21 protein-coding genes are annotated in these 20219 nt (G+C 62.2%); 11 read left to right on the top strand and 10 right to left on the bottom strand.

Features of this window, described 5'->3' with window-relative positions:
- Nucleotides 1-5: 5 nt before the first annotated feature.
- Entirely contained in the window at nt 6-2180 is a 2175-nt protein-coding gene (locus JZ00_RS13255; RefSeq protein WP_039589449.1) for a TonB-dependent siderophore receptor, read from the bottom strand.
- A 381-nt stretch (nt 2181-2561) separates the two neighbouring features.
- On the opposite strand from JZ00_RS13255, the gene JZ00_RS13250 reads away from it, so the two are divergent.
- Entirely contained in the window at nt 2562-3716 is a 1155-nt protein-coding gene (locus tag JZ00_RS13250) for a glycosyltransferase family 1 protein (RefSeq protein ID WP_039589450.1), read from the top strand.
- Nucleotides 3717-3810: 94 nt separating this feature from the next.
- Here the strand turns inward: JZ00_RS13250 and JZ00_RS13245 are convergent, their stop codons facing one another.
- A complete protein-coding gene (locus JZ00_RS13245; protein ID WP_039590033.1) occupies nt 3811-4593 on the bottom strand; it encodes an MBL fold metallo-hydrolase in 783 nt (260 codons plus the stop codon).
- A 92-nt stretch (nt 4594-4685) separates the two neighbouring features.
- On the opposite strand from JZ00_RS13245, the gene JZ00_RS13240 reads away from it, so the two are divergent.
- Nucleotides 4686-5651, top strand: a complete 966-nt coding sequence (locus tag JZ00_RS13240) for a GlxA family transcriptional regulator (protein WP_039589452.1) — start codon at nt 4686-4688, stop codon at nt 5649-5651.
- Between the two features lie 12 nt (nt 5652-5663).
- On the opposite strand, the gene kefC is transcribed toward JZ00_RS13240, so the two are convergent.
- From kefC to JZ00_RS13220, 4 genes are all read right to left on the bottom strand, one after another.
- Nucleotides 5664-7490, bottom strand: coding sequence for a glutathione-regulated potassium-efflux system protein KefC (gene kefC, locus JZ00_RS13235; protein WP_039589454.1), 1827 nt, complete (start codon nt 7488-7490; stop codon nt 5664-5666).
- A 1-nt stretch (nt 7491) separates the two neighbouring features.
- Entirely contained in the window at nt 7492-8013 is a 522-nt protein-coding gene (gene kefF / locus JZ00_RS13230) for a glutathione-regulated potassium-efflux system oxidoreductase KefF (protein WP_039589455.1), read from the bottom strand.
- A gap of 101 nt (nt 8014-8114) precedes the next feature.
- Entirely contained in the window at nt 8115-9461 is a 1347-nt protein-coding gene (locus tag JZ00_RS13225; RefSeq protein ID WP_039589456.1) for a sensor histidine kinase, read from the bottom strand.
- The gene (locus JZ00_RS13220; RefSeq protein ID WP_039590035.1) at nt 9458-10168 is read right to left on the bottom strand and encodes a response regulator; all 711 of its coding nucleotides are present in this window, start codon (nt 10166-10168) and stop codon (nt 9458-9460) included. The genes JZ00_RS13225 and JZ00_RS13220 overlap by 4 nt, the downstream gene beginning before the upstream one ends.
- A 262-nt stretch (nt 10169-10430) precedes the next feature.
- Between JZ00_RS13220 and JZ00_RS13215 the strand changes: the two genes are divergently transcribed.
- The 4 genes from JZ00_RS13215 (at nt 10431) to JZ00_RS13200 (ending at nt 13441) form a co-directional block, all read left to right on the top strand.
- Nucleotides 10431-11216: an MlaA family lipoprotein gene (locus JZ00_RS13215; protein WP_039589457.1), complete on the top strand. Its 786-nt coding sequence runs from the start codon at nt 10431-10433 to the stop codon at nt 11214-11216.
- The gene (locus tag JZ00_RS13210; RefSeq protein ID WP_039589459.1) at nt 11209-11448 is read left to right on the top strand and encodes a hypothetical protein; all 240 of its coding nucleotides are present in this window, start codon (nt 11209-11211) and stop codon (nt 11446-11448) included. The genes JZ00_RS13215 and JZ00_RS13210 overlap by 8 nt, the downstream gene beginning before the upstream one ends.
- Nucleotides 11449-11593: 145 nt before the next feature.
- Nucleotides 11594-12895 (top strand): Nramp family divalent metal transporter, encoded by a 1302-nt coding sequence (locus JZ00_RS13205; protein ID WP_039589461.1) that lies wholly within the window; start codon nt 11594-11596, stop codon nt 12893-12895.
- Nucleotides 12896-12961: 66 nt separating this feature from the next.
- A complete protein-coding gene (locus tag JZ00_RS13200) occupies nt 12962-13441 on the top strand; it encodes a VOC family protein (RefSeq protein ID WP_039589462.1) in 480 nt (159 codons plus the stop codon).
- On the opposite strand, the gene JZ00_RS13195 is transcribed toward JZ00_RS13200, so the two are convergent.
- A complete protein-coding gene (locus JZ00_RS13195; protein WP_039589464.1) occupies nt 13442-13843 on the bottom strand; it encodes a RidA family protein in 402 nt (133 codons plus the stop codon). It lies immediately after the preceding gene.
- A gap of 133 nt (nt 13844-13976) precedes the next feature.
- Here JZ00_RS13195 and JZ00_RS13190 point away from each other — a divergent pair, with 133 nt between their 5' ends.
- Both JZ00_RS13190 and JZ00_RS13185 read left to right on the top strand, forming a co-directional pair.
- On the top strand, nt 13977-14900 hold the full coding sequence (locus JZ00_RS13190) for a LysR family transcriptional regulator (RefSeq protein ID WP_039589467.1): 924 nt from the start codon (nt 13977-13979) through the stop codon (nt 14898-14900).
- 33 nt (nt 14901-14933) lie between these two features.
- Complete coding sequence (locus JZ00_RS13185) at nt 14934-15326, top strand: GFA family protein (RefSeq protein WP_039589469.1); 393 nt, start codon at nt 14934-14936, stop codon at nt 15324-15326.
- A gap of 13 nt (nt 15327-15339) precedes the next feature.
- Here JZ00_RS13185 and JZ00_RS13180 read toward each other — a convergent pair whose 3' ends face one another.
- On the bottom strand, nt 15340-15738 hold the full coding sequence (locus JZ00_RS13180) for a RidA family protein (protein WP_039589471.1): 399 nt from the start codon (nt 15736-15738) through the stop codon (nt 15340-15342).
- Entirely contained in the window at nt 15728-16864 is a 1137-nt protein-coding gene (locus JZ00_RS13175) for a DSD1 family PLP-dependent enzyme (protein ID WP_039589473.1), read from the bottom strand. Before JZ00_RS13175 ends, JZ00_RS13180 begins: the two co-directional genes overlap by 11 nt.
- A 96-nt stretch (nt 16865-16960) precedes the next feature.
- Between JZ00_RS13175 and JZ00_RS13170 the strand changes: the two genes are divergently transcribed.
- Entirely contained in the window at nt 16961-17845 is an 885-nt protein-coding gene (locus tag JZ00_RS13170) for a LysR family transcriptional regulator (protein ID WP_039589474.1), read from the top strand.
- 2 nt (nt 17846-17847) lie between these two features.
- Here JZ00_RS13170 and JZ00_RS13165 read toward each other — a convergent pair whose 3' ends face one another.
- Entirely contained in the window at nt 17848-18294 is a 447-nt protein-coding gene (locus JZ00_RS13165) for a thioredoxin family protein (protein WP_039589478.1), read from the bottom strand.
- Nucleotides 18295-18645: 351 nt separating this feature from the next.
- Here JZ00_RS13165 and JZ00_RS13160 point away from each other — a divergent pair, with 351 nt between their 5' ends.
- Both JZ00_RS13160 and JZ00_RS13155 read left to right on the top strand, forming a co-directional pair.
- A complete protein-coding gene (locus tag JZ00_RS13160; RefSeq protein ID WP_039589480.1) occupies nt 18646-19494 on the top strand; it encodes a transporter substrate-binding domain-containing protein in 849 nt (282 codons plus the stop codon).
- A 54-nt stretch (nt 19495-19548) separates the two neighbouring features.
- Entirely contained in the window at nt 19549-20211 is a 663-nt protein-coding gene (locus tag JZ00_RS13155; RefSeq protein ID WP_039589481.1) for an amino acid ABC transporter permease, read from the top strand.
- Nucleotides 20212-20219: the final 8 nt, after the last annotated feature.

Genomic DNA, 20219 nt, shown 5'->3' with positions numbered 1-20219 from the left:
CTTAACTAGAAGCTGTACTTAGCCGTCAACATCATATTCCGCGGATTACCATACGCATCCCCGCCATAACTCGCAGAGTTAGCGATAGTGGAATAGTAACGACGGTCAAAGATGTTATTGGCGTTGACCTGCAGATCCAGGTTCTCGTTGACCCGATACCCGGCCATCAAGTCCGTGACGGCATAGCTACCCTGTTCGAGGCGGTATCGACTGCCATTGGCGAGCTCGATGTCGTTGTACATCCGGCTTTGCCAGGAGACGTTGCCGCCGACGCGCAGTTTTTCCAGTGGGCCCTGGAATTGGTAGCTGGTGGTCAGTTTGAACAGGTGCTCCGGCGTGTCAGTGTCGAACTGCTTGTTGACGTTCTGAGGGTTGGCAGCATCCTTGATAGTGTGGGTTCGCGCATAGGTATAGCCACCGCCGACCTGCCAGTTTTCGGTCAAGGCGCCTTGCAATTCCAAGTCGATACCTTGGCTGCGAATTTCGCCGGAGGCTTCGTAGCAGGTCGCCTGCGGACAGTTTGCGGTGAACAGCTGTACGGCGCGGTTTTCCTGGTCGACGCGGAACAGCGCCAGGCTCGCGTTCAGCGCGCCATCAAAGTACTCGCCCTTGATACCGACCTCGTAGTTCTTGCCAATGATCGGCTTGACCGGGCTGCCAGAGGTATCCTTTTCGGTTTGCGGCGTGAAAATGTCGCTGTAGCTGACATAGACCGAATATTGGTCGTTCAGGTCGTAGATCAAGCCGGCATAACGGGTGACGTTGCGGGTGACCTTGTAGTCGCTGTCGCCATCACGGTTATCGTAGTCGTACCAGTCCAGGCGGCCGCCGAGGATCAACTTCAGCGGGTCGGCCAGGCTCAGGCGAGTGGTGAGGTAGACGCCATCCTGAGTGGTCACGTCGCGCTGGTTGTTGGTACGAACGAAGTTCGGTTTACCCGCGCTGATCGGCCAGTTCATGTCGTATGGGCTGTAGTTGTGGGTGGTCTTGTCCTGGATGCGCTTGCTGGCGCCCACCACCAATTCATGGGTTCGGCCGAACGCCTCGAAGGGGCCACTGGCGAAGGCATCCACGCCTGCCTGGTTGTCATCGTAGGCGGCCTGGTAAACCGTGCGTGCCAAGGTGTTATTGACCCAGCGCGATTGGTAAGAGCCGGAAAACAATCCGTTCTGTTCGGAATAGTTGGCGTTGACCTGGAGGTTCCAGTCATTGGCCAAGCGATGACGGACTTCGGCGAATACCGTATTGATCTCCTGGTCCTTGTTCTCCCAGTCCGTGCCCGGATTGTAAGAGCGCGGCAGGTCCAGGTGATGGCCGTCCTGGCCGATCATCGAGGAACCCCAGAAGTAATTGGTCTTGTCCTTCTGATGGGAAAAGCCCAGGGTCAACGTGGTGTCTTCACTCAGGTCCGCTTCGGTGACCGCATAGAACAGCCCGTGATTCTCTTCGACATCATCGATGAAACTGTTGGCGTCGCGGTATGAGGTCACGACCCGACCGCGCAGCGTGCCGCTGTCGTTGAGTGGGCTGGACGCATCGACCTCGCCACGGTAATCGTCCCAACTGCCGGCGGCACCGGTCAGGGTGACTTTCTGCTCGTTCAGCGGCCGCTTGCGTACCAGATTGATCGCGGCCGAAGGGTTGCCCGCACCTGTCACCAAACCGGTGGCACCGCGCACGATTTCGACCCGATCAAACATCGCCAGGTTAGGCTGGGAGCCGACGTCATTACCGTTGTAGGCCGACGGGATGCCGTCGTACATGAGGTTGTCGATGTTGAACCCGCGGGCCTTGTAACTCTGCCGGCCAGGCCCGTTGGAAAAATCCAGGAACAACCCCGGGGTCGCCTTGACCACATCGTTGATATTACTCATCCCCTGGTCATCCATGCGCTGGCGCGTGATGACCGTCACGGCTTGCGGTGTTTCACGCATCGTCAGCGGAAGTTTGGTTGCCGTCGACATCGAACCGGTGGTGTAGGACTCGGTGCCTTCCGTGGTGCTCCATAGCGGGTTGCTGGTGACCTCGGTCGCGCCCAGTTCCAGCGTGACTGGCTGGGTGTCCTGCGTGGTAGCGCTGTCAGCGGCATAGGCGGGGGCCAGGGCCGCCATGCAGATAGCCATGGCCAGGAGATCGCGAGCAGGGGTGAAATGGAGCGGTGGGGGGGTGCGAGTCGACATGGATGGGTCCTGAGATGCTAATGGTGTTGAGAACTATTAGCGTTCAAGTGTCTCAGGATTTTTCACAAGGTTAAAGCTTTGAGTGGGCCGGAAGGGTTGATGCAGAGCGGTTACTGCTTCAAGGGAAGGCGTTTTCGGTACGGCGATTTATCGGGGATCTCCTGGCATCGAGCCATGCCCTTGTCGGGCGCTCACAGCAGCCGACAGACCAATGGGTGCAGTTTGTCGGCTGGTTTCCAGAAGTTTTGGAACGGCATCGGAACCGGTTTTCTCCAACGTCCACAGGGCCAAGCGCGAGGGGAGTCTCCAGGTCTTGTTTGCCAGGCGGCCAGTGCCAGATTCCGGTGGGCCCAGCATCGATCCCCAGAAAAGGAACGTCAGATGAGTCAACAAGAACAATTTCACCTCAAGCACAACGCCGCGTCGGCCACGAACCTGCGGCCCACATTGTTGTGCCTGTCTCATTTGCGCTGGGGCTTCGTCCATCAACGGCCCCAGCACGTGATGTCCCGATTGGCCAGTGACTACGACGTGCTGTTTTTCGAGGAACCTATCTTCGAAGGCAGGCAGACCGCGCACTTGGAACGCTATGCGGTGGCCGACGGCGTGACGGTGCTGGTGCCCAGGCTTCCCGAAGGACTGAGTGAAACCCAGGTGATCGATGCCCAGCACGAGTTGCTGGATGCCTGGCTGGCGGAACATTGGCCGAGTGAATTGATGCTCTGGTACCTCACACCCATGAGCCAGGCCTTCACTGAACACCTGGAGGCCAACGTGGTGATATACGATTGCGTGGACGAGCTCTCGGCTTTCAAATTTGCGTCGCCCGCATTGATGGAAATGGAACGGCGCTTGATGGCCAAGGCCGACGTGGTGTTTACCGGCGGCTACAGCCTGTGGGAGGCGAAGCGGCAGCTTCACGGCAACGTCCACGCCATGCCGAGCAGCGTCGATGTCGCACACTTTGCCGCGGCCCGGCAGCCGATTCCCGATCCGGCGGACCAGGCCGAGATCGCTCACCCGCGGCTGGGTTTCTTCGGTGTCATCGACGAGCGTTTCAACATCGATCTGGTGGGAGAGCTCGCTGCCCTGCGGCCGGACTGGCAGATCGTGCTGGTCGGGCCGGTGGTCAATATCGACCCGGCCACCTTGCCTCGCCGTCGGAATATTCATTACCTGGGTGCCAAGCAATATGAAGAGTTGCCCGCGTATCTGGCCGGCTGGGACGTGGCGTTGATGCCGTTCGCGCTGGACGAATCCACCCGCTTCATCTGCCCCACCACGACCCCCGAATACCTGGCGGGCGGTTGCCCGGTGGTGTCCACGCCGATCGGTGATGTGGTCAATGGCTACGGTGGCAGTGGCGTCGTTGCCATTGCCGATTCACCCCAGGCATTCATCGAGGCGATCCAGGCTGCGCTGGACTTGCGCACACAGCCAGGCGTGGTCGTGCAATACGCCGATAAAGCCCTGGAAGGCATGTCCTGGGACAGGACCTGCGCCCAGATGAAGGAGCAGATCGAATGCCAACGATAACCCTCGAGACCCTCGACGCGTGCGCCCGAGGCGAGCAGCAGGCGCTGAGGGATTTGTATGAGCAGCAGATGCTGGCCGAGCTTGACGCCCTGGCCTAGACGGGCTGGAAAACCAAGGTCTCGCCATCTTCTGGGATCCACATCCGGTCCGCGACCCCCGCCATCTCGGCGGCATCGCGCAGCGCCTCTCGTGTCGTCGGGCAGTGGCTGATGGCCTCCAGGTGATTGGCCACCACGGTTCCACGAGACAGGCGAGTGAATTGCAGGGCTTCCTCGATGCCCATGATGATGTCGCCGCCGATATCGAAACGCGCCCCGCCGGCCGGGACGACGCTGACCTGCGGTTGATGGCGCAACACAAAGTCGCACACGGCAGGGGTGAGCACGGTGTCGCCGGTGAGGTAGACGCTCGGTTCGCCGTGCAACTCGATCAAGTAGCCGACGCCGTGCTCCATCAGTTTGCCCACCAGGCCCCGTCCATGGGTGCATTTGACGGAGCGAATGCTGCCACCCAGGAACGCGCCGGGTTGCTCGTGATCGTTGGCCAGTGGTTGGACGTTCAAGCCACGGCTGGCGAGGTATCCGGCGTCGTGGGGCGTGCAGATGATCGGGATTTGCCTGTCCCGCAGCCAGCGTTTCGCTGCGCGATCCAAATGATCGAAGTGGCCTTTTTGGCAGTGTGTGATCAGGCAATGAGTCACGGTGTCCAGATCGTTTGCCGTCGACGCCGGTAGCTCCACCAGCGGATTGCGCTGGGTCGCGCCGAACAGGCGAAGCGGCGGCAGCGTGCCTTTGTCGGCCAGCATGGGATCGACGAGCACGCGATACGGGCCGAACTCAAGGATGATCGTTGCGTTGCGGATTTGCTGGATTCTCATGAAGCGTTCCTCTTTGAGCGAGCGCTTCATGGTGCCGATCCGGGGCGATGGGCATAATGGCAGGATCTGACATCCCTGATTCCTTTTTAGCCATGCCGAAAAAATTCCGTGTTGGTCTGCTGCTGTTTCCCGGTTGCATGCCTGCTGGCCTGTTCGCCTTCGCCGATCTGCTGCACGCGGCCAACCGCCGCGGCGGACGAACGTTGTTCGAGGCGACGTATGTCGCGCTGCAAGCCGGCCCGGTGACCTGCGCCCGTGGTATCGGCCTGCACGCTGAAAAGGCGCTGGGCGACGCCGACCTGGATGCCGTCCTGGTGCCTGGTTTCTGGGCAGAATCCGCCGGGCAGGTGGACACTCTGCTTGCCGGCCAGGCACCGCTTTTGAGAGAACTGTCGAAGCGCCCCCGGCGCCAACTCTGGGCGTATTGCACTGGGGTATGCCTGCTGGCCGCCTGCGGCCGATTGGACGGGCAGGGCGCGACGATTACCTGGTGGCTGGCGCAGGCCATGCAAGAGCAGTACGGCAAAGTCCGCTGGCAGAGCGAACAGAACTGCGTGTTCAACGAGCGAAACGCCACCGCGTCGGGGGTGAACGGTTATCTGCCCATCGCCGAGCAGTTGATTGAGCGCAACGTCAGTCGCGATGTGCTGCGCGACATTACCCGGCTGATGGTGTTGCCGCGTCCCGCCGTGCCCCATGCTGCGTTCCAGGGCATTGCGCTGATCCAGCAGCCCGACGGGTTGCTGCGCCGGTTGCACGGCTTGGTCGAGCAGATCCCGGCGGAGCGGATCACCGTCAAGGTGCTGGCCGGTCGGCTCGCCATGTCCGAGCGGACGCTGGCGCGCAGAGTCGGTGACGAAACCGGTCAGACCGTCGCTGCGTATGCCCGGTGCATCAAACTGAATCAAGTGGCCGAGCGACTGACACTGACGTCGCTACCGCTTGCCAGCATCGGCGCCGAACTGGGCTTCAGCAGCAGCTCCAACTTGCAGCGGATGTTCAAGGCGCTGACCGGGCTGACGCCAGTGCAGTACCGGCGCCAGTTCGGGCGGGTGTGACGCTGGGGCGCGTCAGCTGCGAGCCTGCTCCTTCTCGTTTCGGTGATGGTCCGGCCAGCTATCGACCGGGTGCGCGCGGTCCTCGTTGAACATTTCCGTGAGCAACGCATTGGCGCGCCGGTAGGCGTCGTGCCTGAACTTGAGATCGTCTTCCGGCTGGGCAACGATTTCCTCGAGCATCTGCAGGTTGAGGCGACGGAACTGATCGGCGCGTTCACGCGCCTCGTACGCACCGACGCCCATCTGCACCAAGGCGCTGCGTCCCATCGCCAGCGCGCTTTCGAATGTTTCCCGCTCGGCGCTTTCCACGCCCAGTTGCCGCAGGGTGATCAGGTGCGCCATGTCTCGCGCCCGCACGATCAGTTTCAACGCGGGGAAATGCTCCTGGGCCATTCGGGTCAGCGCCAGGTTGTCCTGCTGATCGTCTATCGCATTGATCAGCACCACCGCCTGGGCCGCGCCGGCTGCATGGAGCAGATCCAGGCGCGTGGCATCACCGTAGAACACTTTCACGCCGAACTTGCGCAGCGTCTCGATGTTGTCGGGGTCATGATCAAGTACCACCACGTCGACGCCGCAGGACATCAGCAGACGGCCGGCGATCTGCCCGAAACGACCGAAGCCGGCAATGATTACCCGTGGGTTCTGCTGGTCGACGAGGTCGGATTCCTGGCGGTTTTTCTTGGTGGTCGACTCCACCCGGTCCAGCAACAGGATCAGCAGCGGCGTCAGGCACATGGAGAGTGCGACCGCCAGCGTCAGGCTCTTGCCCCACTGGTCGGTGAGGATGCCGGCCAGCGTTGCGGCGCCGAACACCACGAAAGCGAATTCGCTGCCCTGGCCGAGCAGCACCGCTTGCCAGGAGCGTTGGCCGGCGGGGACGTTCAAGAAACGGCTGACGGTCTTGATCACCAGCAGTTTGATCAGGATGAAACCCAGGGTCAGGGTGATGACTTTCAGCGGTGCATTGATCAGCGTGCCGAAATCGATCGACATGCCGACGCCAATGAAGAACAGTCCCAGCAACAGGCCCTTGAATGGCTCGATGTCGCTTTCCAGGGCATGGCGATATTCCGAGCTTGCCAGCAGCACGCCGGCGAGGAATGCGCCCATGGCCATCGACAGCCCGGCTTCTTCGAGGAGAAAGCCGAAGCCGAACACCAGGAACAGCGCCACGGCACTGAAGATTTCCCGCAGGCCTGAGCGCGCGGCGAAGCGCAGTAGCGGCCGCGTCACGTAGCGCCCCAGCAGCACGACGACGCTGATGGCGGCGACGATCTTCACGATCGACAGCGCCAGGGCCATGCCCGACGGGGTTTGGCCGTGGGCCGACAACAAGGGGATCATGGCAACCAGGGGAATGGCCGCGATGTCCTGGAACAACAGCACCGCGAAACTGCTGCGTCCGACGGCGGTGGCGGTCAGGTTGCGTTCGCTCATTGCCTGCATGGCGATGGCCGTGGAGGACAGGCTCAAGGTCAGCCCGACCAGCAGCGCCGCCGTCCAGTTCAAGCCCAATGCCGCACAGAAAGCGGCGATGGCACCGCCGCAGGCCAACATTTGCAAGGCACCACCGCCGAACACCATCCGGCGTAGCGCCCACAGGCGTTTGGGATCGAGCTCAAGGCCGATGATGAACAGCATCAGGACGACGCCGATTTCGGCGAACTCCAGGATGGCCTTCACATCGGTGATGAGCTTCAGTCCCCACGGGCCGATCACGCACCCGGCCAGCAGGTAGCCGAGCACCGGGCCCAGGCCGAAGCGCACGGCAATCGGTACGATCAGCGTCGCCGAGGCCAGGTAGATGAGCATCTCGATCAGGCTGTGCGTCTGCATCTCAATCTTCCTTCCAGGCGGCCAGGCGAGCGCCGTAATGTTCGATTTGTGCCCGTTGAGCCTCAGACTCGGCGGCATACGCGCCATGCACGGCGACGGGTTCGAGCCAGCGCATGTGGCAATAGAGCGCCGTGGCGTGGAGCGGCTGGGCCAGCGCTGAAAAGTCCGGGTACGCGCCGATCTGGAAATGCTCCCGTTCGCCACCGGTGGACACGGCCCACAACAGGCCCTTGCCGTTGAGGGCCGTGGCGCCTTTGCCATAAGCCCAGCCGTGGGTGAAGACTTTGTCGATCCACAGCTTCAGCAGGGGCGGCATGCCGTACCAGTACATCGGGTGCTGCAGGACGATCAGGTCAGCCTGTTCGGCAGCACGCTGTTCCGCCTCCACGTCGATGTTGAAGTCCGGGTAGAGATCGTAGAGCGACCGTATGACCACGTCTGGATGGGCCGACGCCCGCTGGAGCATCTGCTGGTTGACCCGCGACTGGTCGGGGTAGGGATGGGCGTAAACGATCAGGATCATCGGGGCGGTTCCGCGCGACAGGGCCAGGTCAAAAGGCTGGACATCCTACCGAGGAAGGCGCGTGTTGTTTAGGGCATTGTTGCCGTCGCGTCTCGTCCGGCTCAATTGAGCGGCAGCGAGACCCTGACTTCCAACCCGCCGCCCCGGCGATTCCTGAGGACCAGCGTCCCGCCATGCTCCAGCACCGTCGCCCGCGCCGCCGACAGGCCCAGGCCGACGCCACCCGTGTTCTTGTTGCGTGAACCTTCAATGCGAAAGAAGGGCGCGAATACCTGCTCCTGATAGTGGGGCGCTATGCCCGGCCCACGATCGACGATGCGGATCTCGACGCAATCGGCATAGGTTTTCAGCCGGACACCCGGTTCGCTACCGTATTTGGCCGCGTTGTCGATGAGGTTGGTCAGCGCGCGCTTGATCCCGATGGGCCGGCCGACATACACGAACCGCTGGGCGCCTCCGAAGGACACCGCTGTGCCCGCGTCCCTGAAGTCGTCGACGACGGTGTGCAACAGTTCCGCCAGGTCGAACGCCGTGGCGTGTTCGAGGCGCGCTTCATCGCGGAAGAACTCCAGCGCGGCGTTGACCATCGCCTGCATCTCGTCGACGTCCCGAAATAGCCTCGATTGCTGTTCGGCGTCCTCGATGAACTCGCCGCGCAGGCGCATGCGGGTCAGGGGGGCTCGCAAGTCATGGGAGATGGCCGCGAGCATCTGCGTGCGGTCCTGGACGAAGTGCTTGAGCTGGGCCTGCATGGCGTTGAACGCCAGGATTGCCTGGCGGATCTCGAAGGGACCGACGACCGGGATGGGCGGTGCCCGGAAATCCACGCCGAAGCGCCGGGCCCCCTCGGCAAAGCGTTCCAGAGGCGTCGCGAGGTGCCGCGTGGCGATCAGGGCGACGATCAGCGTCGACAGCAGGATCAACCCGATGATGATCAGGTTGCGGGCCCATTCCCCCAGGCCCCAACTGCGCGAGGTGACGGAGAAGATCACCCAGGAGTGATCGGTCAGCTCGATGATCACCACGTAGCGCCTGGCGGGGTCGTCGGCGGGCCAGTCCCCCGGTTCGTAGGCTTCGATCCGGGCGTCGGGCCTGCCCAGTTGCTCCTGCAGGAAAGCCGAGCCTTCGCTGAACTCGGGATCGTCGATGACGGGTAGCCGCGCCTCCTCATGGCTCAGCAGCCATTGCACGCTGAACCCCGTATCACTGGCTGCCCGGGCAATTTCGTGCCGTTGCCCCGCAGGGACCGAGTCGATAATGCGCGTGACGGCCGCGGCCTTGTCCATCAGGCCGGTCTCCATGAGGGGAGGGCGCGCCCAGGCGCCGGCCAGCACGCTGAACAGTTCGTTGAGGGCCAGTAACGTCAGCATCGACACCATCGTGGTCAGGGCGATCCAGCGTGCGACGGTGTCCCGTGACCGGGGCACGCTCGCCCGCCCGCGGGTCATCGCTTCACCACGTGGGGACTGAACAGGTAGCCGCTGTTGCGTACAGTGCGGATCATCGACGGGCCGGTCACGTCGCTCTCCAGTTTGCGCCGCAAACGGCTGACCTGGACATCGATGCTGCGGTCAAACGCATCGAAAGTCTCGCCACGGGCCATATCCAGCAACTGCTGGCGGGTAAGCACCCGGCGTGGATGTTCGGCGAAGACCAGCAGCAATTCGAATTCACCGGCGGACAGCGGAATCATGACCTCGTCGGGCGAACGCAACTCGCGGCGGGTGACGTCCAATTGCCAACCTTCGAATTCCAGGGTCGGCCGGGCGAGGTCGCCCAGGGTGCCCCTGGCTTCGCCGGTGCGCCGCAGGACGGCGCGCACCCGGGCCAGTAGCTCGCGGGCGTCGAAAGGCTTGGTCAGGTAGTCGTCGGCGCCCATCTCGAGGCCGACGACACGGTCGCTCAATTCGCCCATGGCGGTGAGCATGATGATCCCGACCCGGTGCTCGGAGCGCAGGCGCTGGCAGAGCACCAGCCCGTTGTCGCCCGGCAGCATCACGTCAAGGATGATCAGGTCCGGTTGCCGGCGCGCCACCGCTTGCCACAGGGCGTTACCGTCGGCGGCGACTTCGACGCTATAGCCATGTTGCTCGAGGAACTTGCGCAGCAGGGCGAGGACTTCCAGGTCATCGTCCACCAGTAGTAGATGGCTCACGGGGGTCACGTCGGGCAATGAATACGGGGTGCAATACTAGGGTCAATCCGGGGCTGCGTCATATATTTCAGTCCGGAAACAAAGCGACTGGCGGGCAATATTCTGGAAATCTACGGGCAAGAAAGCGGCGGCAGGATGGGGCGATTCCAGTTGGTTGGACGATGGCGAACGGAACCTGTGGCGAGGGGAAGAATCGCCTCGCCACAGGAACCGCGTCGTTGGCCGATTGGTATCGCCCCATCCCTCCCCGAGATAGCCCTGTATGCCGATCACCAAACCCGCGCCGCTGCTTGTTCGTTCCACCGTCGTTGTTGCGCTGGTCGCACTTGCCAGCGGTTGCACCAGTACGCCCACTGCCAAGCCGGGCAGTTGCGAAAGTGTTCCCTATGCCGTGCATGATCCGGCCGAGCCGGTGAACCGCGGCATCTTCGCCTTCAACCGGACCGTGGACGATTACGCCCTGGCCCCCATCGCCCGTGGCTATCGCAAACTGCCGGACATGTTCCAGGCCGGCGTACACAACTTCGTCGCCAACTTCGGCGAGCCCAAGGTGTTCATCAACGATCTGCTGCAAGGCAATGGGCAGCGTTCGGTCACGACCCTGGGGCGCTTCGTCATCAATAGCACCGTGGGCATCGTCGGGCTGATCGACGTGTCGGGCAAAATAGGCATTGCACGCCACGAGTCGGATTTCGGCCAGACATTTGGTGTCTGGGACATTGCCCCCGGACCGATCGTCGAACTGCCGCTGCTGGGCACCGCCAACCTGAGGGACGCGACCGGCAAAGTGGTGAGCTTCGTGGTAGACCCCTTCGGCGACAACAGCGATACCGTCCAGACCCTGAGCACGATCAAGACCGTGGGAGGCGTCGTCGATGGTCGCGCCGAGGCGTTGCCGCTCACCGATCAGTTGCGCAAGCAACCGGACTATTACGTGGCGCTGCGCGACGCCATTGCGCAACGACGCGCCGATTTTGTCGCCGATGGCAAACTGGGCGCCGTCCAGGACGAACCGCAATGCCCGGAGCGCGGTGGCGCCGATGAATAGCCAGGCGCTGGTCCTGCATCGACGGGTGAAAACCATCGACCAGGGCACGCTGCATTGCCGTGAGCTCGAGTTGCGGCTCGCCGAGGACGGCCAGCACGTGCTGCTCAGCCGCTACGTCGAATGGTACGACCCACAACAACCGAGCCTGTGCGCAACCCAGCACTATCGCGTGCCGTTGGCGAGCATGATTCGTTGGATGATCAACAACGGCGAGCAGGGCAGCGCGCCGTGACGAAGGGAGATCTACCCGGCGTATAAACAACGCCGGGAGTTGAAATATTTTTACATACTTCTAACCTAATTATGGTTGTACGATGTCGTACGAAATATGGTCGACTGTTTCCGTTCCTCACAAAAAAATAACGGAGACTCCATTCATGTCGAGCATTCCTTCGGCCGAGGGCCAAGCTGTGGCCCCTGCGCAGAGCCGCTTCGTACGTCTCTTGAAGCTTCTTGGCCCCGGTATCATCGCGGTACTGTCCTGGCTGGGCGCCGGAGACCTCATCACTTCTTCCGTGGCCGGTGCGAACTATGGCTACGCGATGATGTGGGTGCTGGCGGTGTCCCTGTTGCTGCGATACCTGATCGTCAACATCATCGCGCGCTTCCAGCTCTGCAATAACCAGGGCATGACCATCCTCCAGGGCTACGCCCAGCTCAATCCGTTCTTCGCCTGGTTCCTGCTGGTGTATGCGCTGCTCATGGGGCATCTGATGAACGCCTACATGATCAAGGGCGCAGGCGAGGCCTTGGCGATGTTGCTCAAGACCGACTACCCACTGCTCTGTTCGGTGGCGGTGGTGTTGGCGGTGTGGATGCTCGTCGGGCGCAATATCTATTCGATGATCGAAGGCGTGATGAAGGCGCTGCTGGCGATCATGACCTTGGCGTTCCTGGCCCTGGCGGTCATGTCCGGCCCGGATGTCGCCGGGATCGTCAAAGGCACCATCGGCTTCAGCATTCCACCCGATGAAGGCGTGCACGGTGCGCTGCTGGTGGCGGTCTCGGTGATCGGCGCGGTAGCGGGTTCCATTGCCAACTTCGTCCACCCGTATGTCATGCGCCAGAAAGGCTGGGTTGGCCCTGAGCACAAGCGCATCCAGCGCAACGACCTGTTGTTTGCGGTGTTCGTCGGGATCGTCATCAACCTCGCGATCTGGATCGTCGGCGCGGAGATCCTGCGGCCAAACGGTATCGAGGTGAAAACCCTGGGCGACCTGGGCAAGGCCCTGGAGATGTTCTTCGGCTCGATCGGTTGGTACGTGTTTTTCATCGGCGTGTTCGCCACGCTGTTCGCCAGTATTTCCGGCAAGACCACGGCGTTCCCGATGTTGATCACCGACGCCTTCCAGCACGTGCGGCCTGAGCGTCGCGAGCGCTATGGCAAGGAGTTCCACCGCGACCCGATGCACAAGTGGTTCATGCTCTTCATCCTCGTCACACCATTGATCTGGTCACTGCCGGGCATGCCGGATTTCGTGACCCTGACCATCGGTGTCAACGCGCTGAACATTGTCGGCCTGCCGGTAATATCCCTGGGCCTGCTGATCATGTCGAACCAGAAATCCCTGCTGGGCAAGGAGTACCGCAACAACCTGTTCGAGAACATTGCGCTGGTGTTCGCGACCGGCCTGGCATTGTGGGTGGCGTTCCAACTGGGTGTCGATCTGTTCACCTGAGTCTGGGTCATTGACCTCCGGAGGGGCTGCTAGACTTGACGGTCCAGTCCCTTTCGGAGAATCCGGATGAACAATAAGAACAGGATTTGCCTCTGGTACGACGGCGACGCCCAGGACGCTGCGCAGTTCTACGCCAAGACCTTTCCCGACAGCGCAGTGAACGCCATCCATCATGCACCGGGCGATTACCCGTCAGGCAACCAGGGCGATGTGATCACCGTGGATTTCACGGTGATCGGCATCCCTTGCATCGGCTTGAACGGCGGGGCGATGTTCAAGCACAGCGAAGCTTTTTCCTTCCAGATCACAACCGATGACCAGGCCGAGACGGATCGCCTGTGGAACGCGATCATCGACAACGGCGGCCAGGCGAGCGCGTGCGGTTGGTGCAAGGATAAATGGGGCGTGTCGTGGCAGATTAGCCCTCGGGTGTTGATCGAGGCGATCACAAGCCCCGACAAAGCCGCCGCCAAGCGCGCCTTCGAGGCCATGATGACCATGACCAGGATCGACATTGCGGCGATCGAGGCGGCGGTGAAGGGGTAGTCAGCTTCCGGTGCCAGGCAACCTGGCAATCACCTTGATCTCGAACTGAAAACCATACAACCACGTCACGCCCACCGCCGTCAGCGTTGGGTGTGGCGCGTTGCCCCAGAATTCCGGCACCACGCTCCAGACCCGTTCGAATATCTGCTCGGGATCAACCATGAAGACGGTCACGTCAATCACATCGTCGAAGCTGCAATCAGCGGCGGCGAGTATGGCTTGCAGGTTAGTGAAGGCGCGGCGCACCTGGTCTTCCAGCACGGGCTCGGGCGAGCCGTCCTCGCGGCTGCCGACCTGTCCGGATACGAACAGCAAGCCGTTGGAACGAATCGCCGGCGAATAGCGGTTGCGCTCATAAAGCGCCTGGCGGCCGGGTGGGAAAACGACGTCACGCTGTGTCATGGGGTGTCTCCATCGATGTGGCCGCAAGCGGCCGGAAATCTGCGATGGAAGAACTCTAGGGGCTTGTGCTTGGGCGATAAACGGGCAAGCTTGGCGTTCACTGTTTGTCAAACCCAAACAATCCGAGGCGCAAATGGACCGTTTCGACGCGATGCAAGCGTTCGTGCGTGTCGTCGAGGCCGGCAGTTTCACCAAGGCCGCCGAGACGCTGCACATGAGCAAGACCACCGTGACCCAGTTGGTGCAACAGCTCGAAGCGCGGCTGCGGGTCAAGCTGCTCAACCGCACGACGCGCAAGGTCAATGTCACGGCGGACGGCGCAGCCTTTTACGAGCGGGCGATTCGCCTGCTGGCTGATTTGGACGATGCCGAGACCAGCCTGTCCGGCGCCCAGGCGCTACCGCGCGGGCGGCTGCGGGTCGACGTGCCGAGCCCACTGGCGGCGCTGATCCTGATCCCGGCGTTGCCGGCCTTCTACGAGCGCTATCCGGACATCCAGATCGACATGGGCGTCAGCGACCGCATCGTCGACATGATTGATGAAAACGTCGATTGCGTGGTTCGCGGCGGCGAGCTGACGGACCAATCGCTGATCGCCCGGCGCGTCGGTGACCTGGCCCTTGGCGTCTTCGCCGCGCCGAGCTACCTGGCGCGCTTGGGCACCCCGGCTCATCCCCGCGAGTTGGAGGATTCCCAGCATCGCGTCGTCGGTTTCCTCTGGGCACGCACCGGCAAAGCCTTGCCCTATGCCATGCACAGACAGGACGAGCACCTGCACATCAAGGGGCGCTATGCGCTGGCGATCGACGATGGCAATGCCTACCTGGCCGCAGGCCTGGCGGGGCTCGGGGTACTCTGGTTGCCCACCTACATGTCGCGGATCCACCAGGCCCAGGGTGCGCTGGTCCCGCTGTTCGAAGACTGGCGCCTGGAGTCGATGCCGATGTACGTGGCGTACCCGCCGAACCGGCACATCAGTGCCAAGCTGCGGGTGTTCATCGACTGGGTGGTGGAGCTGATGGCGCAACATGCACCTATCCTTGATCGGCACGCGTGATGACATTTTTCTCGATTGCAGAGGAGAGCAACGATGGACCGATTCACCGGCGGTTGCCTGTGCGGCAACGTTCGCCTTGAAGCGTCCGGCCGCCCTTACCGGGTCGGCCTTTGCCACTGCCTGGATTGCCGCAAGCACCATGGCGCCTTGTTCTTCGCCGCTGCGGTATTTCCCCAGGACGCGGTGACCGTCACGGGCGAAACCCGGGACTACGCCGGACGCTTTTTCTGCCCCGACTGTGGCTCATCGCTGTTCGCCCGCAGCGGTGACGAGATCGAAGTGCACCTCGGCGCGCTCGACGCCCCCGACCAACTGAAGCCCACCTATGAATGCTGGACCGTACGCCGCGAGTCCTGGTTGCCGGCGTTTGCGTTGGTGCGGCGGTATGAGCGTGATCGCGAGGGCAATGGGCGGTCAGAGGAGTAGGGCACGAGGCACTTCAAGATTTGAGCCCCGAGCGAGCCAACGCTTCGATTTCAACCAGGTAGCCATGGTGCAGGGCCGGCACCGGCAACACGGCGCGCGCGGGTCGATGTTCGCCCAGGTAGCGTGCGTAGATCCGGTCGAACGCTGGCCAGTGCTCGATGCCGGCGATGTACACCGTCACCTTCAACAGATCGTGTGGTCCTCGACCCGCCGCGTCGAGAATCGCCATCAGGTTGTCCAGGGCGACGGCGACTTGGACCTCGAACGGTTCGCCAATGTTGTGGCGGCCATCGGCGCGTACCGGCAGTTGCCCGGAGAGGTACAGGATTCCCTGGTGCGCGACTGCTTGAGCGTAATGTCCGCCCGGCGTCGCAGCGTGGGTCGTGTGGATCGATTCGATTTCACCAGCCATGCAGGCGACTCCAAATGTGCACTTCGCCCGTGGCTTCACAGGCGTGATAGTGGGGAAACTGCGCGCCGGTCGCGCAGGCGTGATTGGGCAGGATGCGCAGGCGGCTGCCGACCGGAAAACGCACGACGATATCCAGGCTTGCAGGGTTCTGCAGGGTAATGATGCCGTGCTCCTGATTCGCGGCGCCGAACCGCAGGTCTTCGAGCCAGTCGCCGTGTTCGGTGCAAACCTGCCCGTAGCCATAGTCGCGATGCTGACGCTGCGTCCCGCGGTCCCGGCTCATCGCCATCCATCCTGCATCGGTGATGATCCAGCCCTTGTCAGGCTGATGGCCGATGATGGTGGTCAGTACGCTCAACGCGAGTTCATCGCGCCGACAAACGCCGACGTTGTGCATCACTAGGTCGAAGAACACATAGACACCGGCGCGCACCTCGGTGACGCCGTCCAGGTTCTGTGCCGACAGCGCTGTCGGGGTCGAGCCGATGCTGACTTGCGGGCAGACCAGCCCGGCTTCGCGGATGCGTTGGGCGGCGCTGACGCAAACACGACGCTCCTGCTCGGCCAAGGCTTGCAGCGCGGGTTGATTGTCAAGTTCGTAGCTGGAGCCGGCGTGGGTCATCACGCCGCAAAGTGATGAGCCGCCACGGGTGAGCAATCGGGCGATCTGGACAAGTGCCTTGTCATCTTCCTTCAGGCCCGATCGATGGCCGTCGCAATCGATCTCGACCCACACATCGAAATTGGCATCGTGCTGTTGGCCAAAGTCGACGATGGCCTGCGCGCCGGCCAAGCTGTCGGTGAGGATGCTCAATTGGCAGCCCTCGCGCAGCAGCGCCAGTGCCTGGGGCAGTTTGCCGGGAGCCATGGCGACGGCATAAAAAATGTCCCGGATGCCTGCTGCGAAACAATGTTCCGCCTCCTTCAAGGTGGACACGGTAACGCCCTGGGCGCCCGCGTCGATCTGCGCCCGGACCGTTGGCAGGCATTTGCTGGTCTTGATGTGTGGGCGCAAGCGCACGCCCAGGTTGTCCATGCGCTGCTGCATGCGCTGGATGTTGCGCTGCATGCGCGGTACATCGATCAGCGCGGCGGGCGTGTCGAGGTGGGTCAGAGAAACTATCATCCGCAGGACTCGTTGGCGTGGGAGTTGAGGCGACTCTACTCAGTCCGCGTTAACCCATGGTTCAATGCGTCGTTATCAATCATTAAGTTGAACTGAATGATTAGTCTTGAAGACCTGCGCATGTCCGTCACCTTGGCGCGTTCCGAATCCTTGAGCGCCGCTGCCAGGCACTTGAATGTCTCGCCGCCTGCGCTGTCCATGCGCCTGCGCAAGCTGGAAACGGTGCTTGGCCTGACCCTGGCCAGCCGTGATGCGCGGCGCCTGAGCCTGACCGCCGATGGCGAGCGCTTTGCCCGCCAGAGCGCGCTGCTGCTGGAGCAACTCGAAGCGCTCCCGGAATCGTTCAAGCAGCAAAATGATCAATTGGTCGGCACGCTCAGGCTCGCCGCGCCGTTCGGTTATGGGCGGCAACGCATCGCGCCGTTATTGGCCCGTTTTGCCCGGTTGCACCCCCAGTTGTGCTTGCAACTGGACCTGCGGGAAACGCCTTGGCCTGACCGTCACGACAGTGACGCGGTGATCCACATCGGCAACCTCAACGACAGCTCGTGGGTCGCCCGGCCTTTGACCCCGAATGATCGATGGCTCTGCGCAAGCCCTGCCTACCTTCAACAGCACGGCGCGCCTGCGTCACCCGAGCAACTTGCCGGGCATCGCTGCATCTGCATCCGGGAAAACGACGAGGATGTGACGCTGTGGCACCTCCGCCAAGGGCAGGAGCGCAAGACGCTGCGCATCAAACCGGCGATGTTGAGCAATGATGGAAGCGTGGCCCGGCGGTGGGCGGAAGAGGGGCTCGGATTGGTGTTGCGTTCGCAATGGGACGTCAGCCAATCCTTGGCCGAGGGGCGTTTGGTCCGAGTGCTTGCAGACTGGCGCTTCGACAGCGCGCCTATCAACGTGCTGGTGCCCTCGAAAAAACTGCGCAGTGCGCGCGTGCAGGCACTACTGAGCTTTTTGGAAACAGCGCTCAAAACCTGACGCTACCGAGGCGTCGCCCTTAGCCGCAAAAGCGCCGGCGCCCGGCGGACGGTGCATAAGGTTCTGAGTCGCTGGCGCAGCCAGCGCACATCGTGACGGCGCGGTGTCGGCAAGCGCCTGGGCTTGGTCCGGCCGACCAGCTCGGTGAAGGTCTGGACGAACGAAGCCGGGTCACCGATGCCCTTGAGCTTGCGGCGCAGTTTCCCGTCTTTGTAGAACAACACGGTTGGCGTGCCGGTGACTTCCGGGTGCCGGGGCGATTGATCGGTGCTGAGTTTGTAGATCACGGCCCGAGTCTCGAAGGCCTCGGCGACCTTGCAGAACAGCGGATCGGCCATCCCGCAGGCGTAGCAATGCGGATGGCCGAAATAGAAGACCACCGGACGCCAGGTCTTGAGTGCCTTGCGGTAGTCCTTTTGAGTACTGACGTGGGTGATGAGCGAGCTCATGGCGGCTTCCCTGTTTCGAGACGTGCCCTAGACCATAAGCAACCCGGCCGGGCATCGCTACTGTCAGGGTTGACAGGTCGGCGGCGCCATTTTGGTGCGCTGGGGTGTATGGCGCACTCGATGTGCTTTGCGCTGGGGCCTTGCTACCCCGTAGCCGTAGCCAACGGTAGCAACCGCAAACGCACGGTGATTCGCACCCGCATCGGCAGTTTCGCTATCTACCTGATTTCGTTGACGTTCCATTTTTCCCTCCACCGCATCGAAAGGCTGTGGCACACTTTCTGCTGTCTATTCCGTTGTTACATACCATGTTCCGGTATAGCGGAATAAACTCACCCTGGAGTGCTTGCCATGCAATGCCGACCTTCCTTGTTCAAAGCGTGTGTTTTTCTCTTCGCGGCCACGACGGCTGCCATGGGTGTCGCCCAAGCGGCCGACAGCAAGCTGGACAGCGTGCTGCAACGCGGAAAATTGATCGTGGGCACGGGCAGTACCAATGCGCCGTGGCACTTCCAGGGAGCGGATGGCAAGTTGCAGGGCTTTGATATCGATATCGCGCGGATGGTCGCCAAGGGCTTGTTCAACGACCCGGAGAAAGTCGAGTTCGTGGTGCAGTCGTCCGATGCGCGCATTCCCAACCTGCTGACCGACAAGGTCGACATGAGCTGCCAATTCATCACCGTCACCGCCAGTCGCGCCCAGCAGGTGGCGTTTACCTTGCCGTACTACCGCGAAGGCGTGGGCCTGCTGTTGCCCGCCAACAGCAAGTACAAGGAAATCGAAGACCTCAAGGCCGCAGATGATGACGTCACCGTGGCCGTGCTGCAGAACGTCTACGCCGAAGAACTGGTGCACCAGGCGCTGCCCAAGGCCAAGGTCGACCAGTACGACAGCGTCGACCTGATGTACCAGGCCGTGAACTCCGGCCGCGCCGATGCCGCCGCCACCGACCAGTCCTCGGTCAAATACCTGATGGTGCAGAACCCGGGACGCTACCGCAGCCCGGCCTACGCCTGGAGCCCGCAAACCTACGCCTGTGCGGTCAAGCGCGGCGACCAGGACTGGCTGAACTTCGTCAACACCACCCTGCATGAGGCCATGACCGGCGTGGAATTCCCGACCTACGCGGCGTCGTTCAAGCAGTGGTTCGGCGTCGACCTGCCGTCGCCGGCGATCGGTTTCCCTGTTGAGTTCAAATGACCCCGTGAGCCCGGGGCGCCCATTGTGGGCGCTCCGTCGAAGGTGCTGCCGACCATGAATTATCAGTTGAACTTTGCCGCCGTCTGGCGCGATTTCGACACGCTGCTGGCGGGGCTGGGCCTGGGGCTTTCCCTGGCGCTGGTATCGATCGCCATCGGGTGCGTGATCGGCCTGGCGATGGCGTTCGCGCTGCTCAGCAAGTATCGGGTGCTGCGGGTGCTGGCGTCGGTGTATGTCACGGTGATCCGCAATACGCCGATCCTGGTGCTGATCCTGTTGATCTACTTCGCCTTGCCAAGCCTGGGCATTCGCCTGGACAAGTTGCCGTCGTTCGTCATTACGCTGTCGCTGTACGCCGGGGCCTACCTGACCGAAGTGTTTCGCGGCGGACTGTTGAGCATCCACAAGGGGCAGCGGGAAGCAGGGTTGGCCATCGGCCTGGGCGAGTGGCAGGTGAAGGCGTACGTCACCGTGCCGGTGATGCTGCGCAACGTGTTGCCGGCCTTGTCGAACAACTTCATCTCGCTGTTCAAGGACACCTCCTTGGCGGCGGCCATTGCCGTGCCGGAGCTGACCTACTACGCCCGCAAGATCAACGTGGAGAGCTACCGGGTGATCGAAACCTGGCTGGTGACCACGGCCCTGTATGTCGCGGCCTGTTACCTCATTGCCATGCTGCTGCGGTATTTCGAGCAGCGCCTGGCGATCCGCCGTTAGGAGTTTCC

Origin of the sequence: Pseudomonas frederiksbergensis, assembly GCF_000802155.2 — a bacterium.
Taxonomy (GTDB): Bacteria; Pseudomonadota; Gammaproteobacteria; order Pseudomonadales; family Pseudomonadaceae; genus Aquipseudomonas; species Aquipseudomonas frederiksbergensis_A.
Note: the sequence above shows the minus strand (reverse complement) of the source record. Positions and strands in the feature narration are given on the sequence as shown.